Here is a 16915-nt window from a genome sequence, read left to right on the forward strand (position 1 = left end):
AGTAACCCAGATCACACGCACGGCCGGGCCCGCCCCGCCCGCCGTGGGCGGCGCCGCCCGGCGTCCGCCTTCCGCCTGGACCCGCGAGGAGCCCCCATGTCCGAGAAGACCGCGCCCACCGAGACCGCCCCCGTGATCCCCCACTTCGTGCACGGCGAGCGGCGCGAGGGCGCCTCCGGTCGGCACAGCGACGTCTACCACCCGGCCACGGGCCGCGTGGCGGGCCGCGTGGCGCTGGCCTCCGCCGCGGAGATTGACGCCGCCCTGGCCTCCGCCGAGGAGGGCTTCGCAGCGTGGTCGACGCTGAATCCGCAGCGCCGCGGCCGCATCCTGCTGCGCTGGGTCGACCTGATCAACGAGAACATGGACGAGCTGGCCACCGTGCTCGCCCAGGAGCACGGCAAGACCTTCCCGGACGCCAAGGGCGACATCCAGCGCGGCATCGAGGTCGTGGAGTTCGCCGCGGGCGCCCCGCACCTGCTCAAGGGTGAGTTCACCGCCGACGCGGGCACCGGCATCGACGTGCACTCCATGCGCCAGCCGCTCGGCGTGGCCGTGGGCATCACGCCCTTCAACTTCCCGGCGATGATCCCGCTGTGGAAGGCCGGCATCGCCCTGGCGGCGGGCAACGCCTTCGTCCTCAAGCCCTCCGAGCGCGACCCCTCCGTCCCGGTGCGCCTGGCCGAGCTGGCCCTCGAGGCCGGCATGCCCGCCGGCGCCCTCAACGTGGTGCACGGCGACAAGGCCGCCGTGGACGCGCTCATCGAGGACCCGCGCGTCAAGGCCGTCGGCTTCGTCGGCTCCACCCCGATCGCGCAGTCCATCTACGCCCACGCCGGCCGCATGGGCAAGCGCGCGCAGTGCTTCGGCGGGGCCAAGAACCACGCCGTGGTCATGCCGGACGCGGACCTCGAGATGACCGCCGACGCCCTGGTCGGCGCCGCCTTCGGCTCCGCCGGCGAGCGCTGCATGGCGATCTCCGTGGCCGTCCCGGTCGGCGAGGAGACCGCCGACCGCCTGATCGCGCTGCTCCGCGAGCGCGTGAAGGACCTCAGGGTCGGCCCGTCGCTCGAGGCGTCCTCGGACTTCGGCCCCGTCGTCTCGAAGGACGCGAAGGAGCGCATCGAGGGCTACATCGCGGCCGGCGTCGAGGCGGGCGCCGACCTGGTCGAGGACGGCCGGGGCGTCGTCGTCGAGGGCCACGAGGACGGCTTCTACGTGGGCGCCACCCTGTTCGACCGCGTCACCCCGCAGATGAGCATCTACCGCGAGGAGATCTTCGGCCCGGTGCTCTCCGTGGTCCGCGCGAAGGACTACGAGGAGGCGCTCACGCTCGTGAACGAGCACGAGTTCGGCAACGGCGTGGCCATCTTCACCCGCGACGGCGACGCCGCCCGCGACTTCTCCACCCGCGTGGACACCGGCATGGTCGGCGTGAACGTGCCGATCCCCGTGCCGATCGCCTACTACACCTTCGGCGGCTGGAAGGCCTCCGGCTTCGGCGACCTGAACCAGCACGGCACGGACGGGCTGAAGTTCTACACCAAGACGAAGACCATCACCACGCGCTGGCCCTCCGGCGTGCGCGAGGGCGCCAGCTTCGTGATGCCGGCCGGCTCCTGACCGCCCCGCAGCCCGTCCCGACCAGGAGGACCCCATGACCACCGTTCTGTTCCTCGGCCTCGGCCACATGGGCGGCCCCATGGCCGCCAACCTCGCCGCTGCGGGCCACCGCGTGCTCGGCTTCGACCTCGTCCCCGAGGCCCTCGAGAAGGCCCGTGCGGCCGGCGTCGAGACCGTCACGGACACGGCCGCGGCGGCCGCGGAGGCCGACGTCGTGCTGACCATGCTCCCCCACGGACGCCTGGTGCTGGACGTCTACCGGGGTGAGGACGGCGACGGCGGCCTGCTCGCCGCCGCCCGGCCCGGCACCGTGTTCCTGGACTGCTCGACCATCGATGTCGCCGAGGCCCGCGAGGCGGCCGCGGCGGCGGAGGCAGCGGGCATGCGGGCGGCCGACGCGCCGGTCTCGGGCGGCCAGGTGGGCGCCGAGGCCGGCACCCTCGCCTTCATGGTGGGCGCCTCGGACGAGGTGTACGCCGAGGTGCTGCCGCTGCTCGAGGTCATGGGCGCGCGGATCGTGCACTGCGGGGCCGCCGGCCTGGGCCAGGCCGCGAAGATCTGCAACAACATGGTGCTGGGGGTCACGCAGATCGCCGTCGCCGAGGCCTTCGTCCTGGGCGAGCGCCTGGGCCTGCAGCACCAGGCCCTGTACGACGTGATGAGCAAGGCCTCCGGGCAGTGCTGGTCCCTGACCACCAACTGCCCGGTGCCCGGCCCCGTCCCCGGCTCCCCCGCGAACCGGGACTTCCAGCCCGGCTTCGCCGGCGCCCTGATGGCCAAGGACCTCGGGCTCGCGCTCGCGGCCCTGGACGAGCAGGGCGTGGCGGCCGACCTGGGCCGCCTCGCGCAGGCCAAGTACGCCGAGTACGCCGCCGGAGAAGGCGCCGCCCGCGACTTTTCCGGCATCATCGAGGACATCCGAGCATCACACACGGACAGGAGCGAGGCATGAGCGAGCAGACCACCCCGGACGGCGCCGAGTCGCCGATCGTCGTCGAGCGGCAGGGCCGGGTCGGCCACATCCGCCTGAACCGGCCGAAGGCCCTGAACGCGCTGAACGAGGCGACGATGCGCGCCGTCGTCGCGGCGGTGCAGGAGCTGGACACCGACCCGGAGATCGGGGCGATCCTGCTCTCCGGCTCCCCCAAGGCGTTCGCCGCCGGCGCGGACATCAAGGAGATGGCCACCAAGGAGTTCTCCGAGATGTACGCGGCCGACTGGTTCGCCGGCTGGGACGGGCTCACCCGCGCCCGCACCCCCATCGTGGCGTGCGTGACCGGCTACGCCCTCGGGGGCGGCTGCGAGCTGGCCATGATGGCCGATGTGCTCGTGGCCGGCGAGGGCGCGAAGTTCGGCCAGCCCGAGATCAACCTCGGCGTCATCCCCGGCATGGGCGGCTCCCAGCGCCTGACCCGCGCCGTGGGCAAGGCGAAGGCCATGGACATGATCCTCACCGGCCGCATGATCGGGGCGGAGGAGGCCGAGCGCATCGGACTCGTCTCCCGCGTGGTGGCCGACGAGAATGCCCTCGAGGAGGCGCTGGAGGTGGCCGCGACCATCGCGTCCAAGTCCAAGCCGGCCTCCTGGATGGCCAAGGAGGCCGTCAACGCCGCGTTCGAGACCACGCTCGCCCAGGGCATCGCCTTCGAGCGCCGCGTGTTCCACGCCGCGTTCGCCACGGCGGACCAGAAGGAGGGCATGGACGCCTTCGCGGCCAAGCGCGAGGCGGGGTGGCAGCACCGATGAGCGACGCGCAGACCACGGCGACGACGGCCCCCGCGGCTGGGCAGGACGGCGCGGCGGACGAGGTGCTCCTCGAGGTCCGCGACGGCCTCGGCCGCATCACGCTGAACCGTCCGCGCGCCCTGAACGCGCTGACGCAGGACATGGTCCGGGCGATCGACGCGGCCCTGACCGACTGGGCCGCGGACCCCGCCGTGCGCGGCGTGCTGATCCGCGGCGCCGGGGAGAAGGGGCTGTGCGCGGGCGGCGACGTCGTCTCCCTGCGCGCCTCCCTCCTGGCGGGGCGGTTCGCGGAGGCCGAGGAGTTCTTCCGCGACGAGTACGCGATGAACGAGCGCATCGCCGCCTACCCCAAGCCGTACGTGGCCTTCATGGACGGCGTCGTCCTGGGCGGCGGCATGGGCGTGTCCGCGCACGGCTCGCACCGTGTGGCCACCGAGCGGACGCGCGCCGGCATGCCCGAGACGGCGATCGGGTTCACCCCCGACGTCGGCGGCTCCTTCCACCTCGCCCGCGCACCCTTCCAGGCGGGCCGGCACCTGGCCGCGACCTCGGCGCACGCCTCCGGGTCCGACGCGGTGGCCCTGGGCCTGGCGGACGTCTTCGTGGAGTCCGCCCGGCTGGACGAGCTCGAGCAGGCCCTCGCCGCGGCGTTCGGCGCCCTCGGCCCGGCCGCGGACGCGGGCGCGCGCGACGAGGCCGCCTTCGCCGCCGCCGACGAGGCGCTGGCCCGGTTCGCGGTGGCCGAGGACGCACGGCCCGCCTCCGCGCTGGTGGCCGGCCGGGACTGGATCGAGGACGCCTACGACCGGGAGACGGCCGCCGAGGTCCTCGCCGCCCTGGACGAGCGCGCCGCCGCTGGCGGGGAGCACGCCGAGGCCGCGGGGCAGGCCGCCGAGGCCATCCGCACCAAGTCCCCGACCGCCGTCGCCGTGGCCCACGAGGCCCAGCGCCGGCTGGCCGCGCGCGGGGCGGACCTGACCGTGGCCGACGCGCTGCGCCAGGAGTTCACGATCGGCACCCACCTGATGCGCGAGCCGGACATGGCCGAGGGCATCCGCGCGCTGCTCGTGGACAAGGACAAGGATCCGACGTGGAGCCCGGCCCGGCTCGAGGACGTCTCGGCCGAGGACGTGGCCGGGCACTTCGAGCCCGTGTCCGGGGTGGACCCGCTGCAGCTCGGCTGAGCCCGCCCCGACAGACCGCGCCCCGTGGTCCCGTGTGGGGACCGCGGGGCGCCGTGCTGTGTGGGCCACCGGGCGGGGCCCCCGACGTCAGCCGATCAGGCCGCGGCCCACGATCATGCGCATGATCTCGTTGGAGCCCTCGAGGATCCGGTGCACGCGCAGGTCCCGGACGAGCTTCTCCACGCCGTACTCGTGCAGGTAGCCGTAGCCGCCGTGCAGCTGCAGGGCGGTGTCGGCGGCCTCGTAGCCGTGTTCGGTGGCCACGAGCTTGGCCATGGCGCACAGGCCCACGGTGTCCGGGTCGTTGCGGTCCAGGGCGTCCGCGGCGCGCATGAGCATCGTGTGGGCGGTCTCCAGCTTCACGGACATGTCCGCGAGCTCGAACACGAGGGCCTGCTTGGTGGTGAGCGGCTCGCCGAACGCGCTGCGCTCCTTGAGGTAGCGGGTGGCCTTGTCCAGGGCGGCCAGGCCGCCGCCGATCGAGCAGGCGCCGATGTTCAGGCGGCCGCCGTTGAGGCCCTTCATGGCGATGCGGAAGCCGTCGCCCTCCTCGCCGAGGCGGTCGGCCACGGGCACGCGGACGTCCTCGAAGATCACCTGGCGCGTGGGCTGGGTGTGCCAGCCCATCTTCTTCTCGTTGGGGCCGAAGGACAGGCCGGGGGTGTCCTTGTGGACCACGACGGCGGAGATCCCCCGGGCGCCCGTGTCCGCGGTGCGGCACATCACCACGTAGCAGTCGGACGCGCCGGCGCCGGAGATGAACTGCTTGACGCCGTTGAGGACGTAGTGGTCGCCGTCGCGGACGGCGCGAGTCTTCAGCGCGGCCGCGTCCGAGCCGGCGCCGGGCTCGGTGAGGCAGTAGCTGGCCAGGTGCTCCATGCCCGCGAGGTCGGGGATCCAGCGGGCGCGCTGCTCGTCGCTGCCGAAGGAGTCGATCATCCAGGCGACCATGTTGTGGATGGAGATGTAGGCGGCGAAGGCCGGGTCCGCCTTGGCGAGCTCCTCGAAGATCAGGATCGCGTCCGTGCGCTCCAGGCCGGTGCCGCCGTGCTCCTCCCCCACGTAGATGCCGCCCAGGCCGAGCTCGCCGGCCTCGGCGAGGACGTCCACCGGGAAGTGCTTCTCGGCGTCCCAGTCGAGTGCGTGCGGGGCGCCGCGCTGCTCGGCGAAGTCGCGGACGGCGTCGACCAGGGCCTTCTGGTCATCGGTGATGGGGAACATGGGTTCGTCCTCCTGGGGCTCGGTCCGGCCGCGCGGGCGGTCCACGACGGGGTGGTGCGGGGGTGACACCACGGGCGACGACAGGGCGTGACTGTCGTCACCATGATAATAGGACATCCAATGATCAGCCGTGTCGCCGCCGGGCCGTGGGCTAGCGTGCTCCCCGTGCAGACCACCACCAGCCCCACCGCGGACTCGCCCACCGGCCCACGCTCCCACCCCTCCGGCCGCACGGAACAGCTGTTCGGCATCCGCCGCCACGCGCTGATGACCGAGCGGGACGGCGCCCTCAACCCGGCCGCGTTCGAGGTCGGCCCGTGGTGCCTCGACCTGGACGGCCGGCCCACCGGCGCGGCGGCCACCGTGATCATGGACAACGCCACCGCGGTGGCCGTGCACCACGCGGCCCGGGACATCGAGACCGTGGTCACCACCGAGCTGCAGGTCAACGTGCTCGGCCCGCTGCCCGCCTTCGACGCGGTGGCCGTCACGGCCGGGGACGACGACGGCCCGCTGCTGGAGTGCTGGACCCGCCCGCTGGCCTGGGATGCCGGCGGCGGCGTGGCCCGTGCGTGGCTCGAGGACGCGGACGGGCGTCGCGTCGTCGAGGCGACCGGCTGGTTCCAGTCGGTGCCCGCCGGAGCGCCGGAGCGGATGGCCGAGTTCGTCGCCGCCGGACGGCTGCCCCGCGGGGCCGAGACCCGCGTGCCCATGCCGGGGCTGCTCGCCGCCCGCCCCGAGTCGCTGCCGACGGCCGCTCCGGACGTGCGCCCCGCCGTCGCTGCCGCGGCGAGCGCGGGCGCCCGCTTCGCCCCGAAGCCGGAGCTGGCCAACCCGTCGGGCGCGGTCCACGGCGGGGCCATGACGCTGCGGGCGGTCACCGCCGCGCAGGCGGCCATGCCGGACCGCGAGCGCTACGACGTCCAGGCCGTGCGCGTGGTGTTCGTGCGCCCGGGGCATGGCGAGATGGTCGCCCTCACGCGGGTGCGGCACGCCGGCCGGTCCCTGCGCCTCGTGGACGTGGACCTCGTGCCGGTCGGCGCCGACGGCGTCCCCGTGGCCGACAAGCCGATGGTCCAGGTGCAGGTCACCTTCCGAGCTGCCCGGAGCTGACGCCCCGCACGCCCGAGCGCCCGAGCGCTTTCGAACGTGAGAGAGGCCCTATCCCACGTTCAAAAGCGCTCATTCCCCCGACATCACGTTCGAAAGTCCCGGGAGGACGTGCCGTCGTCGTGGGGCCGGCTCAGCGGCCCACGGTGCCGAAGCGGGAGGCCACGGGGGCCGTGAAGGCGGGCTTCAGGAAGAACCAGGCGGCGGCGGTGACCGCCACGCTCACGAGGAACACCACGAGGCCCCACGCGTCGGTGGCCCCGCCGCGCGAGGTGTACATGTGGTTCAGGTTCGTCAGCAGGCCCGTGAAGGCCACGAGGAACACGTGCACCACGATGAACGCCACGAAGAAGACCATCACCGGGAAGTGCACCTTGCGGGCCACCTCCATGGGGAACGCCTTGTTCAGTCCCTTGGCCTCCGTGGGGAACCACGAGGACATGCGCCAGCCCGTGAGGGCGGCGAGCGGGGCGGCCACGAACACGACCAGCGCGTAGGAGAGCATCTGCAGCGCGTTGTAGTGCACCCAGCCGTTCTCCGTGGGCCAGTCCAGGGACAGGTACTGGATGCCGGCGGACAGGGCGTGCTGGAACACGTGCGGGTCCGTGGGCACGATCCGCGCCCAGTGGCCGGTGACGATCAGCAGCACCACGAAGATCAGGCCGTTGAGCAGCCACAGCGCGTCGAGGGCCTGGTGCATCCAGATGGTGAGCGAGAACTTCTTCGGGGTGTTGCCCCGCGCGGAGAACAGGCCGTCCTTCGTCGGCGTGAAGTTGGCCGGAGGCCGCGTCTCGTGACGGATCTGCAGGCCCGTCCGGATGATCAGCACCATCAGGAACATGTTCAGGAAGTGCTGCCAGCCCATCCACCAGGGCATCCCCTCGGGGGTGCCCTCGGGCAGGACCGGGTGCCCGTCGTAGGTCGCGATGAAGTCCGCCACCGGGTCCAGGCTCCGCAGCCAGCGTGCGGCCAGCACCGCGAGCAGCGCCAGCACCACGACGCCGGCCACCGCCGGCAGCGCCTTGCGCAGACGGGACGGGACGGCGGACTCGGCGACGTCCGTCTCCGCGGTCCGAGCGGGCGTACCGGTGGCAGCCCGGGGCGGCTGCACGGCGGAGGCCGGCGGGGCCGAACGGGTGTCCGGCGCGGTGGGGGCCGGCTCCGGGGCCGACGCCGCGGCCACGGGGGCGGCGACGGCCGGTTCCGCATCGGCCGGCTCGACATCGGCCAGCTCGGCGACGACCGGCCGGGCCGGCGCCGCGGCGGCGGGCTCGGCCGTGGGCTCGGCGGTGGCCTGCTCCGGTGCGTCGACCTCCTGCGCCACCGTCTCCGGCGCGGTGGGGGCGCCCACGGCGGCCAGCTCGGTGAACCACTCCCCCTCCCGGGCGAACGGCACGTACCCGGCCATGCGTCGCCGCTCCGCGAGCGGCACGAGGTCGGACTCCACGGGCGCGCCCACCCCGGACGCGGCGGGCGCACCGGCCGCGGCGGCCGCGACGGCGGCCGCCACGTCCGGCACGACGGGCTCGGTCTCCGCGGGTGCGGGGGCCCGCGTCGGGGACGCTGAGGCGGCGATCGGCTCGGGGGCGGCGGCCGGGGTCGATCCCGCGGCCGGAGTGGGGGCACCGCCGAGCCACTCGGCCTCGCGGGCGAACGGGACGTACCCGGCCATGCGGCGTCGCGCGGACAGGGGCGTCAGGGCCGACGCCGATGCGGTCGGCGCCACCGGGGCGGCGGGCGCGACCACCGGGGCGGGGGCCGCCGTCGTGGTGTCCTGCGCCGGGGCGGGGGCGGGCTCGGTCTCGGCCGGGGCGCCCTTCAGGGGGACGTAGCCGGCCATTCGCTGCTTGGGCATGCTTCTCCTCGTCCGAGGGGCGCGGTCCGCTGCGGACCGCGCCCGCACCGGTTCAGCCGCGGCGGGTGCGCAGCTGCTCGATGACCTGCGGGACCACCTGGAAGATGTCCCCGACCACGCCGAAGTCGGCGTGCTCGAAGATCTCGGCGTCCTCGTTCTTGTCGATCGCCACGATGGTCTTGGCGGTCTTCATGCCGGCCAAGTGCTGGATGGCGCCGGAGATGCCGAGGGCGATGTACAGGTTCGGGGACACGATCACGCCGGTCTGGCCCACCTGGCGCTCGGCCGCGGTGTAGCCGGAGTCGACGGCGGCGCGCGAGGCGCCCACGGCGGCGCCGAGCTCGTCGGCGAGCTGCTCGACGATCGCGAAGCCCTCCTCGGAGCCCACGCCGCGTCCGCCGGCGACGACGGTCTTCGCGCCGCGCAGGGGCGGACGGGCGGAGTTCTGCGTGCGGGCGTTCACCTCGAGCACCCGGGCGCCGGCGGTCACCGGGCCGAGCTCGGCGGCGGCCAGCTCCACGACCTCGGGCGCCTCGACGGCCGGGGCCCGGTCCGCGACGGCGCCGGGGCGCATGGTGATGATCCGGGGGCCGCCCTCGCCGGTGGACTCGCTGAGGTAGTCGCCGCCGAACACGGAGTGGCGGGCGATGACCTCGTCGTCGGCCCAGCGCAGTCCCACGGCATCCGCGCAGACGGGGCCGCGAGCGCGGACGGACAGGCGGCCGGCCACCGCGCGGGACTCGGGGCTGCCGGAGAGCAGCACGGCCACGGGCGCGGTGCGGGCGGCCGCGGCGGCGAGGGCCTGCACGGCGGCGTCGCCGAGGGTGGTGGCGGCGTCGTCGGCCACGAGGAGGTGGACGCGCGTGGCGCCGTACTCCCCCAGGCGGGCGACGGCGGCGTCCCTGCCCTCCGCGCCGGTCACGAGGACGGCCTCGGGCACGCCCACGGTGGCGGCGGCGCCGAGGAGCTCGGCCACGATCGGGCGGAGCGCTCCGTCCGCGCCGATCTCGGCGTGCACCAGCACGGTCTGGCCGCTGTTCGCGGCGTCGGTCTGCGTCGTCATCTCGGTCTCCTCCACGTTCGCGCTCACACGAGCCCCCGACCCGCGAGGAACTCCACCAGCCGCTCGGCGGCGGTGCCGTCGTCGGTGACCTTCTCGCCCGCGGCACGCTCGGGACGCGTGTCCGCCGAGACCATCACGGAGCGGTAGGCGGCCTCGGCCGGGCCCGCGGCGATGCCGAGGTCGGCCAGGGACAGCACGGTGAGCGGCTTCTTCTTGGCCGCCATGATGTTCTTGAAGTTCGGGAACCGCGGCTCCGCGGTCTTCTCCGTCAAGCCCGCCACGGCGGGCAGGGCGACGGCGGCGCGCACGTCCGCGTCCGAGGTCGCCACGGTGCCGGTCAGCTCGCCGTCGGCCAGCTCGGGGGCCTCGGCGTGCGGCAGGTAGGGCCGCTCCAGGAGCTCGGCGACCATGGCGGGCACCACGCCGGTGCCGCCGTCCGTGGACAGCGTGCCGGCGAGCACGAGGTCGGCGCCCTCCTTCTCGACGGCCGCGGCGATCACGCGAGCTGTCTGCACGGCGTCCGAGCCGACGAGTGCGTCGTCGGAGATCTGCACGGCGGAGTCCGCGCCCATGGCCAGCATCTTGCGCAGGGTCTTCGAGGAGTCCTCGGGGCCCACCGTCAGGGCCACGACCTCGATGTCCGCGCCGGCGTCCCGCCAGCCCAGGGCGACCTCCATGACGCGCTCGCTGATCTCGTCCGGCACGGGCTCGGCCGCGCCGTCGCGCACCACCCAGCCGGTCTCCAGGCTCAGCTCACGCTCCTGCCACGTGTCCGGCACCTGCTTGGCCAGCACCAGGATCTTCACGGCCTCTCCTCCTTGGGTCGCGGTCTCGCCCCGGGGCCTCCGCCCCGAGCACGGTGACTTACGCTACAGACTACGGGTCCGCGCACGTCCGGGCCGCATGACCCGCGCGCGGGAGCGGCCGGGGCCGCCGTCGTCGGCCCGTGCGTCCGGACCATGATCGCCCGAACCGAGGAGGCACCGTGAGCCCCGCCGCCCCGCCCACCGCCCCGCCGGCCGCCGAGGACCGGCCCCGGGTCCCGGCGGTGCCCGCCTCCTCCCTCGTGCTGGTCCGGCCCGGGGCCGGCGGCGAGACCTCGGTGTTCACCGTCCGCCGCGCCGGGACCATGGCCTTCAGCGCCCACGCCACGGCCTTCCCCGGCGGCCGCGTGGACCCCGCGGACGACCTGTCGGACCGATTGTGGGAGGGCACGGATCTGGCCGACTGGGGCCGGCGCCTGGGGCTGCCGCACGAGCCCGCGGACGCCCACGGCACCCTCGCGGAACTCGACCCCGCCGAGGGCGCCGGCCGCGTGCTGGCCGCCGCCGTCCGCGAGACGTTCGAGGAGACCGGAGTGCTCCTGGCCCGGGACGCCGTCACCGGCACCCCCGTGGACCCGGCCCGGGTGGCCGCGTTCCCCGACGAGCTGCGCGACGCCGTCGAGCGCCACGAGGTGGACTTCGGGGAGCTGCTCGACCGCGAGGGGCTGCGCCCCGACGCCGGCGCGCTCGTGCCGTGGTCCCGGTGGATCACCCCGCACGGGGGCCCGCGCCGCTACGACACGTTCTTCTTCGCCGTCCACCTGCCGCAGGGCCAGTCCCCCGAGCGGATGTCCTCCGAGGCGGCCAGCCACGGCTGGGCGTCCCCCGCCGAGCTGCTGCGCCGCTTCCGGGTCGGTAAGGTCAACCTGATGGCCCCCACGTGGTGGCAGCTGCGCACCCTGGTCGACGCCGGCGAGGACGTCCACGCGGGCCGCTCCCGGTTCGAGCCCCTCGAGGGGGTCATGCTCGTGGCCGGGCAGGGGCCCGTGTTCCCCCACGCGGACGAGTATCTGCGTGACCTGACGGCGTTCCGTGCGGCCGCGCAGGTGGAGGAGTCCAAGGACAACATCCTCTGAGCGCTCCCGTCTCCGGTCCGTGCGGTGGGCGACGGGCCGGAGAGCAGCGCGGACCACGAGCCGCGACCCCATGGCCTGCCGGGCCCCGTGCCCCTAGTCTGGTCTGCACCGGATCACCCGGCTCCGCGCGTCCGGCCCGCACCCCCGGCCACCGCGCGTCCCGCTCGCACCCTAGGAGCACTGCATGGCGCTCAGCGTCCTCGACCTGTTCTCGATCGGCATCGGCCCGTCCTCGTCCCACACCGTGGGGCCCATGCGCGCTGCCCGCCGCTTCACGGACAGCATGGGCCAGCACGGCGTCCTCGAGCGCACGGCCCGCGTGCACGCCGAGCTGTTCGGCTCGCTCGCGGCCACCGGAGTGGGCCACGGCTCGGACACCGCGGTGCTGCTCGGCCTGGCCGGCCAGGACCCCGAGACCATCGACCCGGACGCCTGCACCGGGCTCGTGGCGGAGATCGTCACGGGCGGTCGGCTGCCCCTGGACGGGCGCCACGAGATCGCCTTCGACCGGCAGGCGGACCTGACGCTGCACATGCGCGAGTCCCTGCCCGGGCATCCGAACGGCATGCGCCTGACCGCCTACGACGACGCCGGCGAACAGCTTCACACCCGCGACTACTACTCGGTGGGCGGCGGCTTCGTGGTCACCTCGGACGAGCTCGAGGCCGAGCTGGACGCCACCAAGGACGTCAACCGCACCGACGACGGCGACACCGGCGAACCGTACCCCTTCTCCACGGGCGCCGAGCTCGCCGCCCGCTGCCGCGAGGCCGGCCTGAGCATCGCGGAGCTCATGCTCGCCAACGAGGCCACCCGCCACGACCTCGACGAGCTGCGCACCCAGCTGCTGGCCATCTGGGCCGTCATGGAGGAATGCGTCCACAACGGCGTGACCCGCACCGAGCCGATCCTGCCCGGCGGACTGCAGGTCCGCCGTCGGGCCCCCGCGCTGCGGGAGCACCTGCTCCAGACCACCGACCGCACCGACCCCATGTGGGCCATGGAGTGGGTCAACCTCTTCGCGCTCGCGGTGAACGAGGAGAACGCCTCGGGCGGGCGCATCGTCACCGCGCCCACGAACGGCGCCGCGGGCATCATCCCGGCCGTCATGCTCTACTACATGCGCTTCGTGCTCCCCGAGGGCGCCACGCAGCAGGAGCGGGACGACAAGGTGGTCGAGTTCCTGCTCACCGCGGCGGCGATCGGCATCCTGTACAAGCGCAACGCCTCCATCTCCGGCGCCGAGGTCGGCTGCCAGGGCGAGGTCGGCTCGGCCTGCTCCATGGCGGCGGGCGCCCTGTGCGCCGTGCTCGGCGGCACCGTGGACCAGGTGGAGAACGCGGCCGAGATCGGGATCGAGCACAACCTCGGGCTGACGTGCGACCCCGTGGGCGGCCTCGTCCAGGTGCCGTGCATCGAACGCAACGCGATCGCGTCGGTGAAGGCCATCAACGCGGCCCGGCTGGCGCTGCTGGGGGACGGCTCGCACCGGGTGACCCTGGACCAGGCCATCACGACCATGCGCGACACCGGCGCGGACATGAAGTCCAAGTACAAGGAGACCTCGCGCGGCGGCCTGGCCGTGAACGTCATCGAGTGCTGATCGCCCGGGTCCGCGGCCCAGCGCCGCTCCGGTCGGGACGGACGGGGCACCCGTCCGCTACCGTGGGGCCCGACCCGCACCCTGCCCCCGAGCGCGAGAGGACCGACGTGGCCATTCATCCTGTGGACGCGACCCTGGAGGCCGCGAAGATCGATCCCGACCAGCGTGCCGAGAGGCTCAAGGGCGTGAAGCTCGACGGCGCCGGCTGGAAGTACGCGCTCACACGCGCGCTCAAGGAGTTCGGCAACGACGGCGGCACCGACCTGGCCGCGAAGCTCACCTACTACCTGGTGCTCTCGCTGGCTCCTTCCCTGCTGGCCGTGTTCTCCATCCTGTCCCTCGTGCTCGCCTCCAACCGCGGGGCCATCGACGATCTGCTGGGGGAGCTGACCGGCCTGGTCCCGAGCGACTACCAGCCGCTCGTCACGAACCTGGTGACCACCATGAGCGACTCGGCCGGCTCAGGCGGCGGGATCATCGCCCTCATCATCGGCATCGCGACCGCCCTGTGGTCCGCCTCCGCGTACGTGAAGGCGTTCAACCGCTCGGCCAACACGGTGTACGGCTACGAGGAGGGCCGCGGCCTGGTGAAGCTGACGCTGACCAACCTGCTCACCACGCTCATCCTGATCGTGGGCATCGTGGTCGTGCTGCTCTCGCTGGCGCTGAACCGCTCGCTCGTGGACGGCTTCCTCCAGCCGATCGCCGGGCCGCTCGGCATGACCGGCGTGGTGAACTTCCTCTCGGACACGTTCCTGCCGGTGTGGGCGTGGGCGAAGTGGCCCGTCGTCGTCCTGATCCTGCTGGTGCTGATCGCGACCCTGTACTACACCACCCCGAACGTCCAGAAGCCGCGCTTCCACCTCTTCGGCCCCGGCAACATCGTGGCGCTGGTGGGCATGGTGCTGGCCGCGGTGGCCCTGTCCGTGTACTTCACGCAGTTCGCCGGCTACTCGGCGTACGGTGCGATCGGCACGGTCATGGCGCTGCTGTTCGCCCTGTGGATCTTCAACATCGTGCTGCTGCTCGGCCTGGAGGTCGACGCCGAGGTGGAGCGTGCCCGCCAGCTCGAGGCCGGCCTGCCCGCCGAGGCTCGGGTGCAGCTGCCCCCGAAGGACGTGGCCGGGGTGGAGAAGCGCGCCGAGAAGCAGACGGCCGTGGAGGAGCGCGGCTACGAACTGCGGGCGGTCCACGAGGGCCGCTGACCGCGCCCGGCGCGGCGCCGAGCGCACGTTCCGCACCGACAACGACGGCCGCTCACCTGGCGAGGTGGGCGGCCGTCGTCGTGCGCGGGGCCCTCAGCGCCGGGCCGCGCGGTAGCCGTCCGCCTGGGCCGCGGAGGCGGAGGCGTAGCAGTGGCGCGCGTTGGTCTTGCCGTAGTGCTGCTGACCGGGTACGTGGTAGATGCCCGAGTTGTCGTTGGCCTTGACCGGGTGGGAGTCCGGGCACACGGAGTCGGCTCCGCGCACCGGCCCCGCGTCGCCGGCCGCGGGGGCGGCTTCGGGTGCGGGGGTCGCCTCCGGGGCGGGGGCCGGTGCCGCCTCCGGGATGGGCTCTGCCGCGGTGCCGCACTCCCCGGAGAACCTGCCGACGCCGTTCGCCCGGGCCTGCTCCCACGCCGCCTCGACCTCGGGCAGGAAACGGTCGTTGCCGTCGAAGACCGCCGGCTCGCCGTAGCCCAGGCGGGCCATCTCGGCGTTGACCAGGACGCCGTCGGCGTACACGCCGGCGAGGAGGCGGTCATAGCGGTCGTAGAGCCGGCGGTCGTACCGCAGCACCACCGTGTCGCCGGGGCTGATCATCGACTTCAGCGCCGCCGTCGCCTCCGGGCCCATGCACTCGACCGGCTTCGAGGGGTGGCGGGTCTCGGGGGTGTCGATGTTGAGCAGGCGCACCCGCGTGGACACCTCGCCGAGTGTCACGCGGAGCGTGTCGCCGTCCGAGATCGACTCGACCGTGACCACGTCGCCCTCGACGTCGGCCGGGGCGGCGGGCGCCGTCGGTCCAGCACTGCGGGAGGCCTCGGCGGCGCGCGAGCCCTCCGCGGCATGTGCGGCACGCGACTGCGCGGCGGAGGAGGAGGCAGCCAGCGACGACGCAGCGGCACGGCTCGTCGCAACCGCGTCGACGGACGGGGTGGGCGTCGTCGGCATCGTGCTGGCCGACGCGGAGGTGTCGGCGGCGCTCGCCGGGGTGACGCCGTCGTCGGTGGCGGTGCAGCCGGTGAGCAGGAGCAGGGACAGTGCGGCCGCGGGGAGCGCCGCGCGCAGACGAGCAAAGGGCACGAGGATCCTGGAGGGGAAGGGACGGGGACATGACGAAGGCCCCGCCGTGAGGCGGGGCCTTCGGATCGGCACATCATCGCATGTGGGAGGCGGTCGCGTTGCTGCACGTCACGACAGCATCGGTTCCCGTTCCATCGACGACGACGGGGGTCAGCGACGGCCGTCGATGGGGTCGCCGCCGCCGTCGAGGGCGTCGAGGACGAGGTCGCGGGCCTCGCCCGTCGCGGACCGGCGGGAGAGCAGCAGCGCGGCCAGCCAGCACAGCAGGACGATCGCGGCACCACCCCACGCCAGGAGGGCGAGGCTGCCCGAGAGCAGCCCCGTGCCGTCCGCGCGGCCGACGCCGATCCACATCAGACCCCACGCGAGCGCGAACGCCGGAGCCGGGCGGCCGCCGTTGTACACGGCCGTGAACGCGCCGATCAGCACGGCCACCACGAGCATCACCTTCGCCCAGAGGGACGACTGCCCCGGATCGCCGACGACGCCGGTCGAGGCCAGCCACGCGGCCAGGTTCGCCACGGCGGCGATCGAGACCCAGCCCAGATGCAGGCCCTGCACCCCGTCCAGGAGGATCCGCTCCCCCCAGCTGTGCGCGCGGACGGATTCGAGGAGCACCAGGATCCACGCCAGGCACGCCAGCAGCAGCGCGATCACCACGACGCTCAGCCCCAGCCGCCCGGCCTGCACCGTCCAGATCCACGCGGCGTTGAGCAGCACCGAGACCAGGATCCACGGTCGCAGGCGGTCGTGACGGGCGGACTGGGCCGAGGCGAGGAACTGCCACACGGCATACGCCAGCAGCCCCGCGTAGATCACGGACCAGATGCCGAACGCGGGGGTCGCCGGGGACACCCAGGTGGCGTCCGGGCCGAGCCAGCCGCCCGCGGCCTCGGCCACGGGGGTCAGGCCGCCGACGACGCCGGAGCCCAGGAACGCGGCCACGACCGCGAGGATCACGACCACGAGCATGGCCACCCGGCCGCCCGTCGAGGCCAGCCCCGTCCCCGAGCTGGGGACGCGCGCCGCGGTGTCGGGGCCGAAGGGGCTGCGGGACGGGCCGAGGTCGGTGGCGGTGCTCATGGGTGCTCCCGTGGGGTGATCGTCGGGGGTGCGCCCCGGGCGGGGCGGGTCTCAGGGTCAGCGTAGCCGCCGGGCCCATCGCGGGCACGGGCCACCGCGGCCTAGGTGTAGGAGGGCATGACGTTGTTGACTCGGGCCGGTGCCAACGAGGCCGGAGGAGCGTCCCCGCAGGAGGTATGAGGCCGATGGTAGTTGTAGTGGTTCACCCACACCGCCAGGGCCTCACGCCGAGCTTGCTCTGA

15 protein-coding genes are annotated in these 16915 nt (G+C 74.0%); 8 read left to right on the forward strand and 7 right to left on the reverse strand.

Annotated features, from left to right (window positions below; all coding sequences use genetic code 11):
- The first annotated feature begins 96 nt into the window (after positions 1-96).
- From KVS67_RS05340 to KVS67_RS05355, 4 genes are read left to right on the forward strand one after another with little or no spacing between them, the layout of a single operon-like run.
- Positions 97-1623 carry a CoA-acylating methylmalonate-semialdehyde dehydrogenase gene (locus tag KVS67_RS05340; RefSeq protein WP_217564980.1) on the forward strand — a complete coding sequence of 509 codons (1527 nt, stop codon included), beginning with the start codon at positions 97-99 and terminating at the stop codon, positions 1621-1623.
- A 34-nt stretch (positions 1624-1657) separates the two neighbouring features.
- The gene (gene mmsB, locus KVS67_RS05345) at positions 1658-2575 is read left to right on the forward strand and encodes a 3-hydroxyisobutyrate dehydrogenase (protein ID WP_041102792.1); all 918 of its coding nucleotides are present in this window, start codon (positions 1658-1660) and stop codon (positions 2573-2575) included.
- Positions 2572-3369, forward strand: coding sequence for an enoyl-CoA hydratase (locus tag KVS67_RS05350; RefSeq protein ID WP_217564987.1), 798 nt, complete (start codon positions 2572-2574; stop codon positions 3367-3369). The genes mmsB and KVS67_RS05350 overlap by 4 nt, the downstream gene beginning before the upstream one ends.
- On the forward strand, positions 3366-4553 hold the full coding sequence (locus KVS67_RS05355; RefSeq protein WP_217564991.1) for an enoyl-CoA hydratase/isomerase family protein: 1188 nt from the start codon (positions 3366-3368) through the stop codon (positions 4551-4553). Before KVS67_RS05350 ends, KVS67_RS05355 begins: the two co-directional genes overlap by 4 nt.
- An 87-nt stretch (positions 4554-4640) precedes the next feature.
- On the opposite strand, the gene KVS67_RS05360 is transcribed toward KVS67_RS05355, so the two are convergent.
- Entirely contained in the window at positions 4641-5774 is a 1134-nt protein-coding gene (locus KVS67_RS05360) for an acyl-CoA dehydrogenase family protein (protein ID WP_217564996.1), read from the reverse strand.
- Between the two features lie 165 nt (positions 5775-5939).
- On the opposite strand from KVS67_RS05360, the gene KVS67_RS05365 reads away from it, so the two are divergent.
- On the forward strand, positions 5940-6887 hold the full coding sequence (locus KVS67_RS05365; RefSeq protein WP_217565004.1) for an acyl-CoA thioesterase domain-containing protein: 948 nt from the start codon (positions 5940-5942) through the stop codon (positions 6885-6887).
- A gap of 130 nt (positions 6888-7017) precedes the next feature.
- Here KVS67_RS05365 and KVS67_RS05370 read toward each other — a convergent pair whose 3' ends face one another.
- The 3 genes from KVS67_RS05370 to KVS67_RS05380 are packed head-to-tail and all read right to left on the reverse strand — an operon-like array spanning position 7018 to position 10608.
- The gene (locus tag KVS67_RS05370) at positions 7018-8739 is read right to left on the reverse strand and encodes a cytochrome b/b6 domain-containing protein (protein ID WP_230260208.1); all 1722 of its coding nucleotides are present in this window, start codon (positions 8737-8739) and stop codon (positions 7018-7020) included.
- A gap of 52 nt (positions 8740-8791) precedes the next feature.
- Positions 8792-9802 (reverse strand): electron transfer flavoprotein subunit alpha/FixB family protein, encoded by a 1011-nt coding sequence (locus KVS67_RS05375; RefSeq protein WP_230260209.1) that lies wholly within the window; start codon positions 9800-9802, stop codon positions 8792-8794.
- Positions 9803-9825: 23 nt separating this feature from the next.
- Positions 9826-10608 (reverse strand): electron transfer flavoprotein subunit beta/FixA family protein, encoded by a 783-nt coding sequence (locus KVS67_RS05380; protein ID WP_192594006.1) that lies wholly within the window; start codon positions 10606-10608, stop codon positions 9826-9828.
- A gap of 179 nt (positions 10609-10787) precedes the next feature.
- On the opposite strand from KVS67_RS05380, the gene KVS67_RS05385 reads away from it, so the two are divergent.
- The 3 genes from KVS67_RS05385 (at position 10788) to KVS67_RS05395 (ending at position 14510) form a co-directional block, all read left to right on the forward strand.
- Positions 10788-11702: an NUDIX hydrolase gene (locus KVS67_RS05385; protein WP_217565015.1), complete on the forward strand. Its 915-nt coding sequence runs from the start codon at positions 10788-10790 to the stop codon at positions 11700-11702.
- Between the two features lie 184 nt (positions 11703-11886).
- The gene (locus tag KVS67_RS05390; protein WP_061867550.1) at positions 11887-13305 is read left to right on the forward strand and encodes an L-serine ammonia-lyase; all 1419 of its coding nucleotides are present in this window, start codon (positions 11887-11889) and stop codon (positions 13303-13305) included.
- Positions 13306-13412: 107 nt separating this feature from the next.
- Positions 13413-14510: a YihY/virulence factor BrkB family protein gene (locus tag KVS67_RS05395; protein WP_368669036.1), complete on the forward strand. Its 1098-nt coding sequence runs from the start codon at positions 13413-13415 to the stop codon at positions 14508-14510.
- Between the two features lie 93 nt (positions 14511-14603).
- On the opposite strand, the gene KVS67_RS05400 is transcribed toward KVS67_RS05395, so the two are convergent.
- From KVS67_RS05400 to KVS67_RS05410, 3 genes are all read right to left on the reverse strand, one after another.
- Positions 14604-15590 (reverse strand): thermonuclease family protein, encoded by a 987-nt coding sequence (locus KVS67_RS05400; RefSeq protein ID WP_217565017.1) that lies wholly within the window; start codon positions 15588-15590, stop codon positions 14604-14606.
- Positions 15591-15740: 150 nt separating this feature from the next.
- Entirely contained in the window at positions 15741-16673 is a 933-nt protein-coding gene (locus KVS67_RS05405) for a TspO/MBR family protein (RefSeq protein ID WP_217565019.1), read from the reverse strand.
- Between the two features lie 101 nt (positions 16674-16774).
- On the reverse strand, positions 16775-16915 hold a 141-nt coding region (locus KVS67_RS05410), incomplete at its 5' end, for an integrase core domain-containing protein (protein WP_217565035.1).

The organism is Micrococcus sp. GbtcB5 (assembly GCF_019091605.1).
Taxonomy (GTDB): Bacteria; Actinomycetota; Actinomycetes; order Actinomycetales; family Micrococcaceae; genus Micrococcus; species Micrococcus luteus.

Coding starts and splice junctions, on each gene's coding strand:
- KVS67_RS05340 (WP_217564980.1), top strand. CDS start 97: ATGTCCGAGAAGACCGCGCCCACCGAGACCGCCCCCGTGATCCCCCAC.
- mmsB (WP_041102792.1), top strand. CDS start 1,658: ATGACCACCGTTCTGTTCCTCGGCCTCGGCCACATGGGCGGCCCCATG.
- KVS67_RS05350 (WP_217564987.1), top strand. CDS start 2,572: ATGAGCGAGCAGACCACCCCGGACGGCGCCGAGTCGCCGATCGTCGTC.
- KVS67_RS05355 (WP_217564991.1), top strand. CDS start 3,366: ATGAGCGACGCGCAGACCACGGCGACGACGGCCCCCGCGGCTGGGCAG.
- KVS67_RS05360 (WP_217564996.1), bottom strand. CDS start 5,774: ATGTTCCCCATCACCGATGACCAGAAGGCCCTGGTCGACGCCGTCCGC.
- KVS67_RS05370 (WP_230260208.1), bottom strand. CDS start 8,739: ATGCCCAAGCAGCGAATGGCCGGCTACGTCCCCCTGAAGGGCGCCCCG.
- KVS67_RS05375 (WP_230260209.1), bottom strand. CDS start 9,802: ATGACGACGCAGACCGACGCCGCGAACAGCGGCCAGACCGTGCTGGTG.
- KVS67_RS05390 (WP_061867550.1), top strand. CDS start 11,887: ATGGCGCTCAGCGTCCTCGACCTGTTCTCGATCGGCATCGGCCCGTCC.
- KVS67_RS05405 (WP_217565019.1), bottom strand. CDS start 16,673: ATGAGCACCGCCACCGACCTCGGCCCGTCCCGCAGCCCCTTCGGCCCC.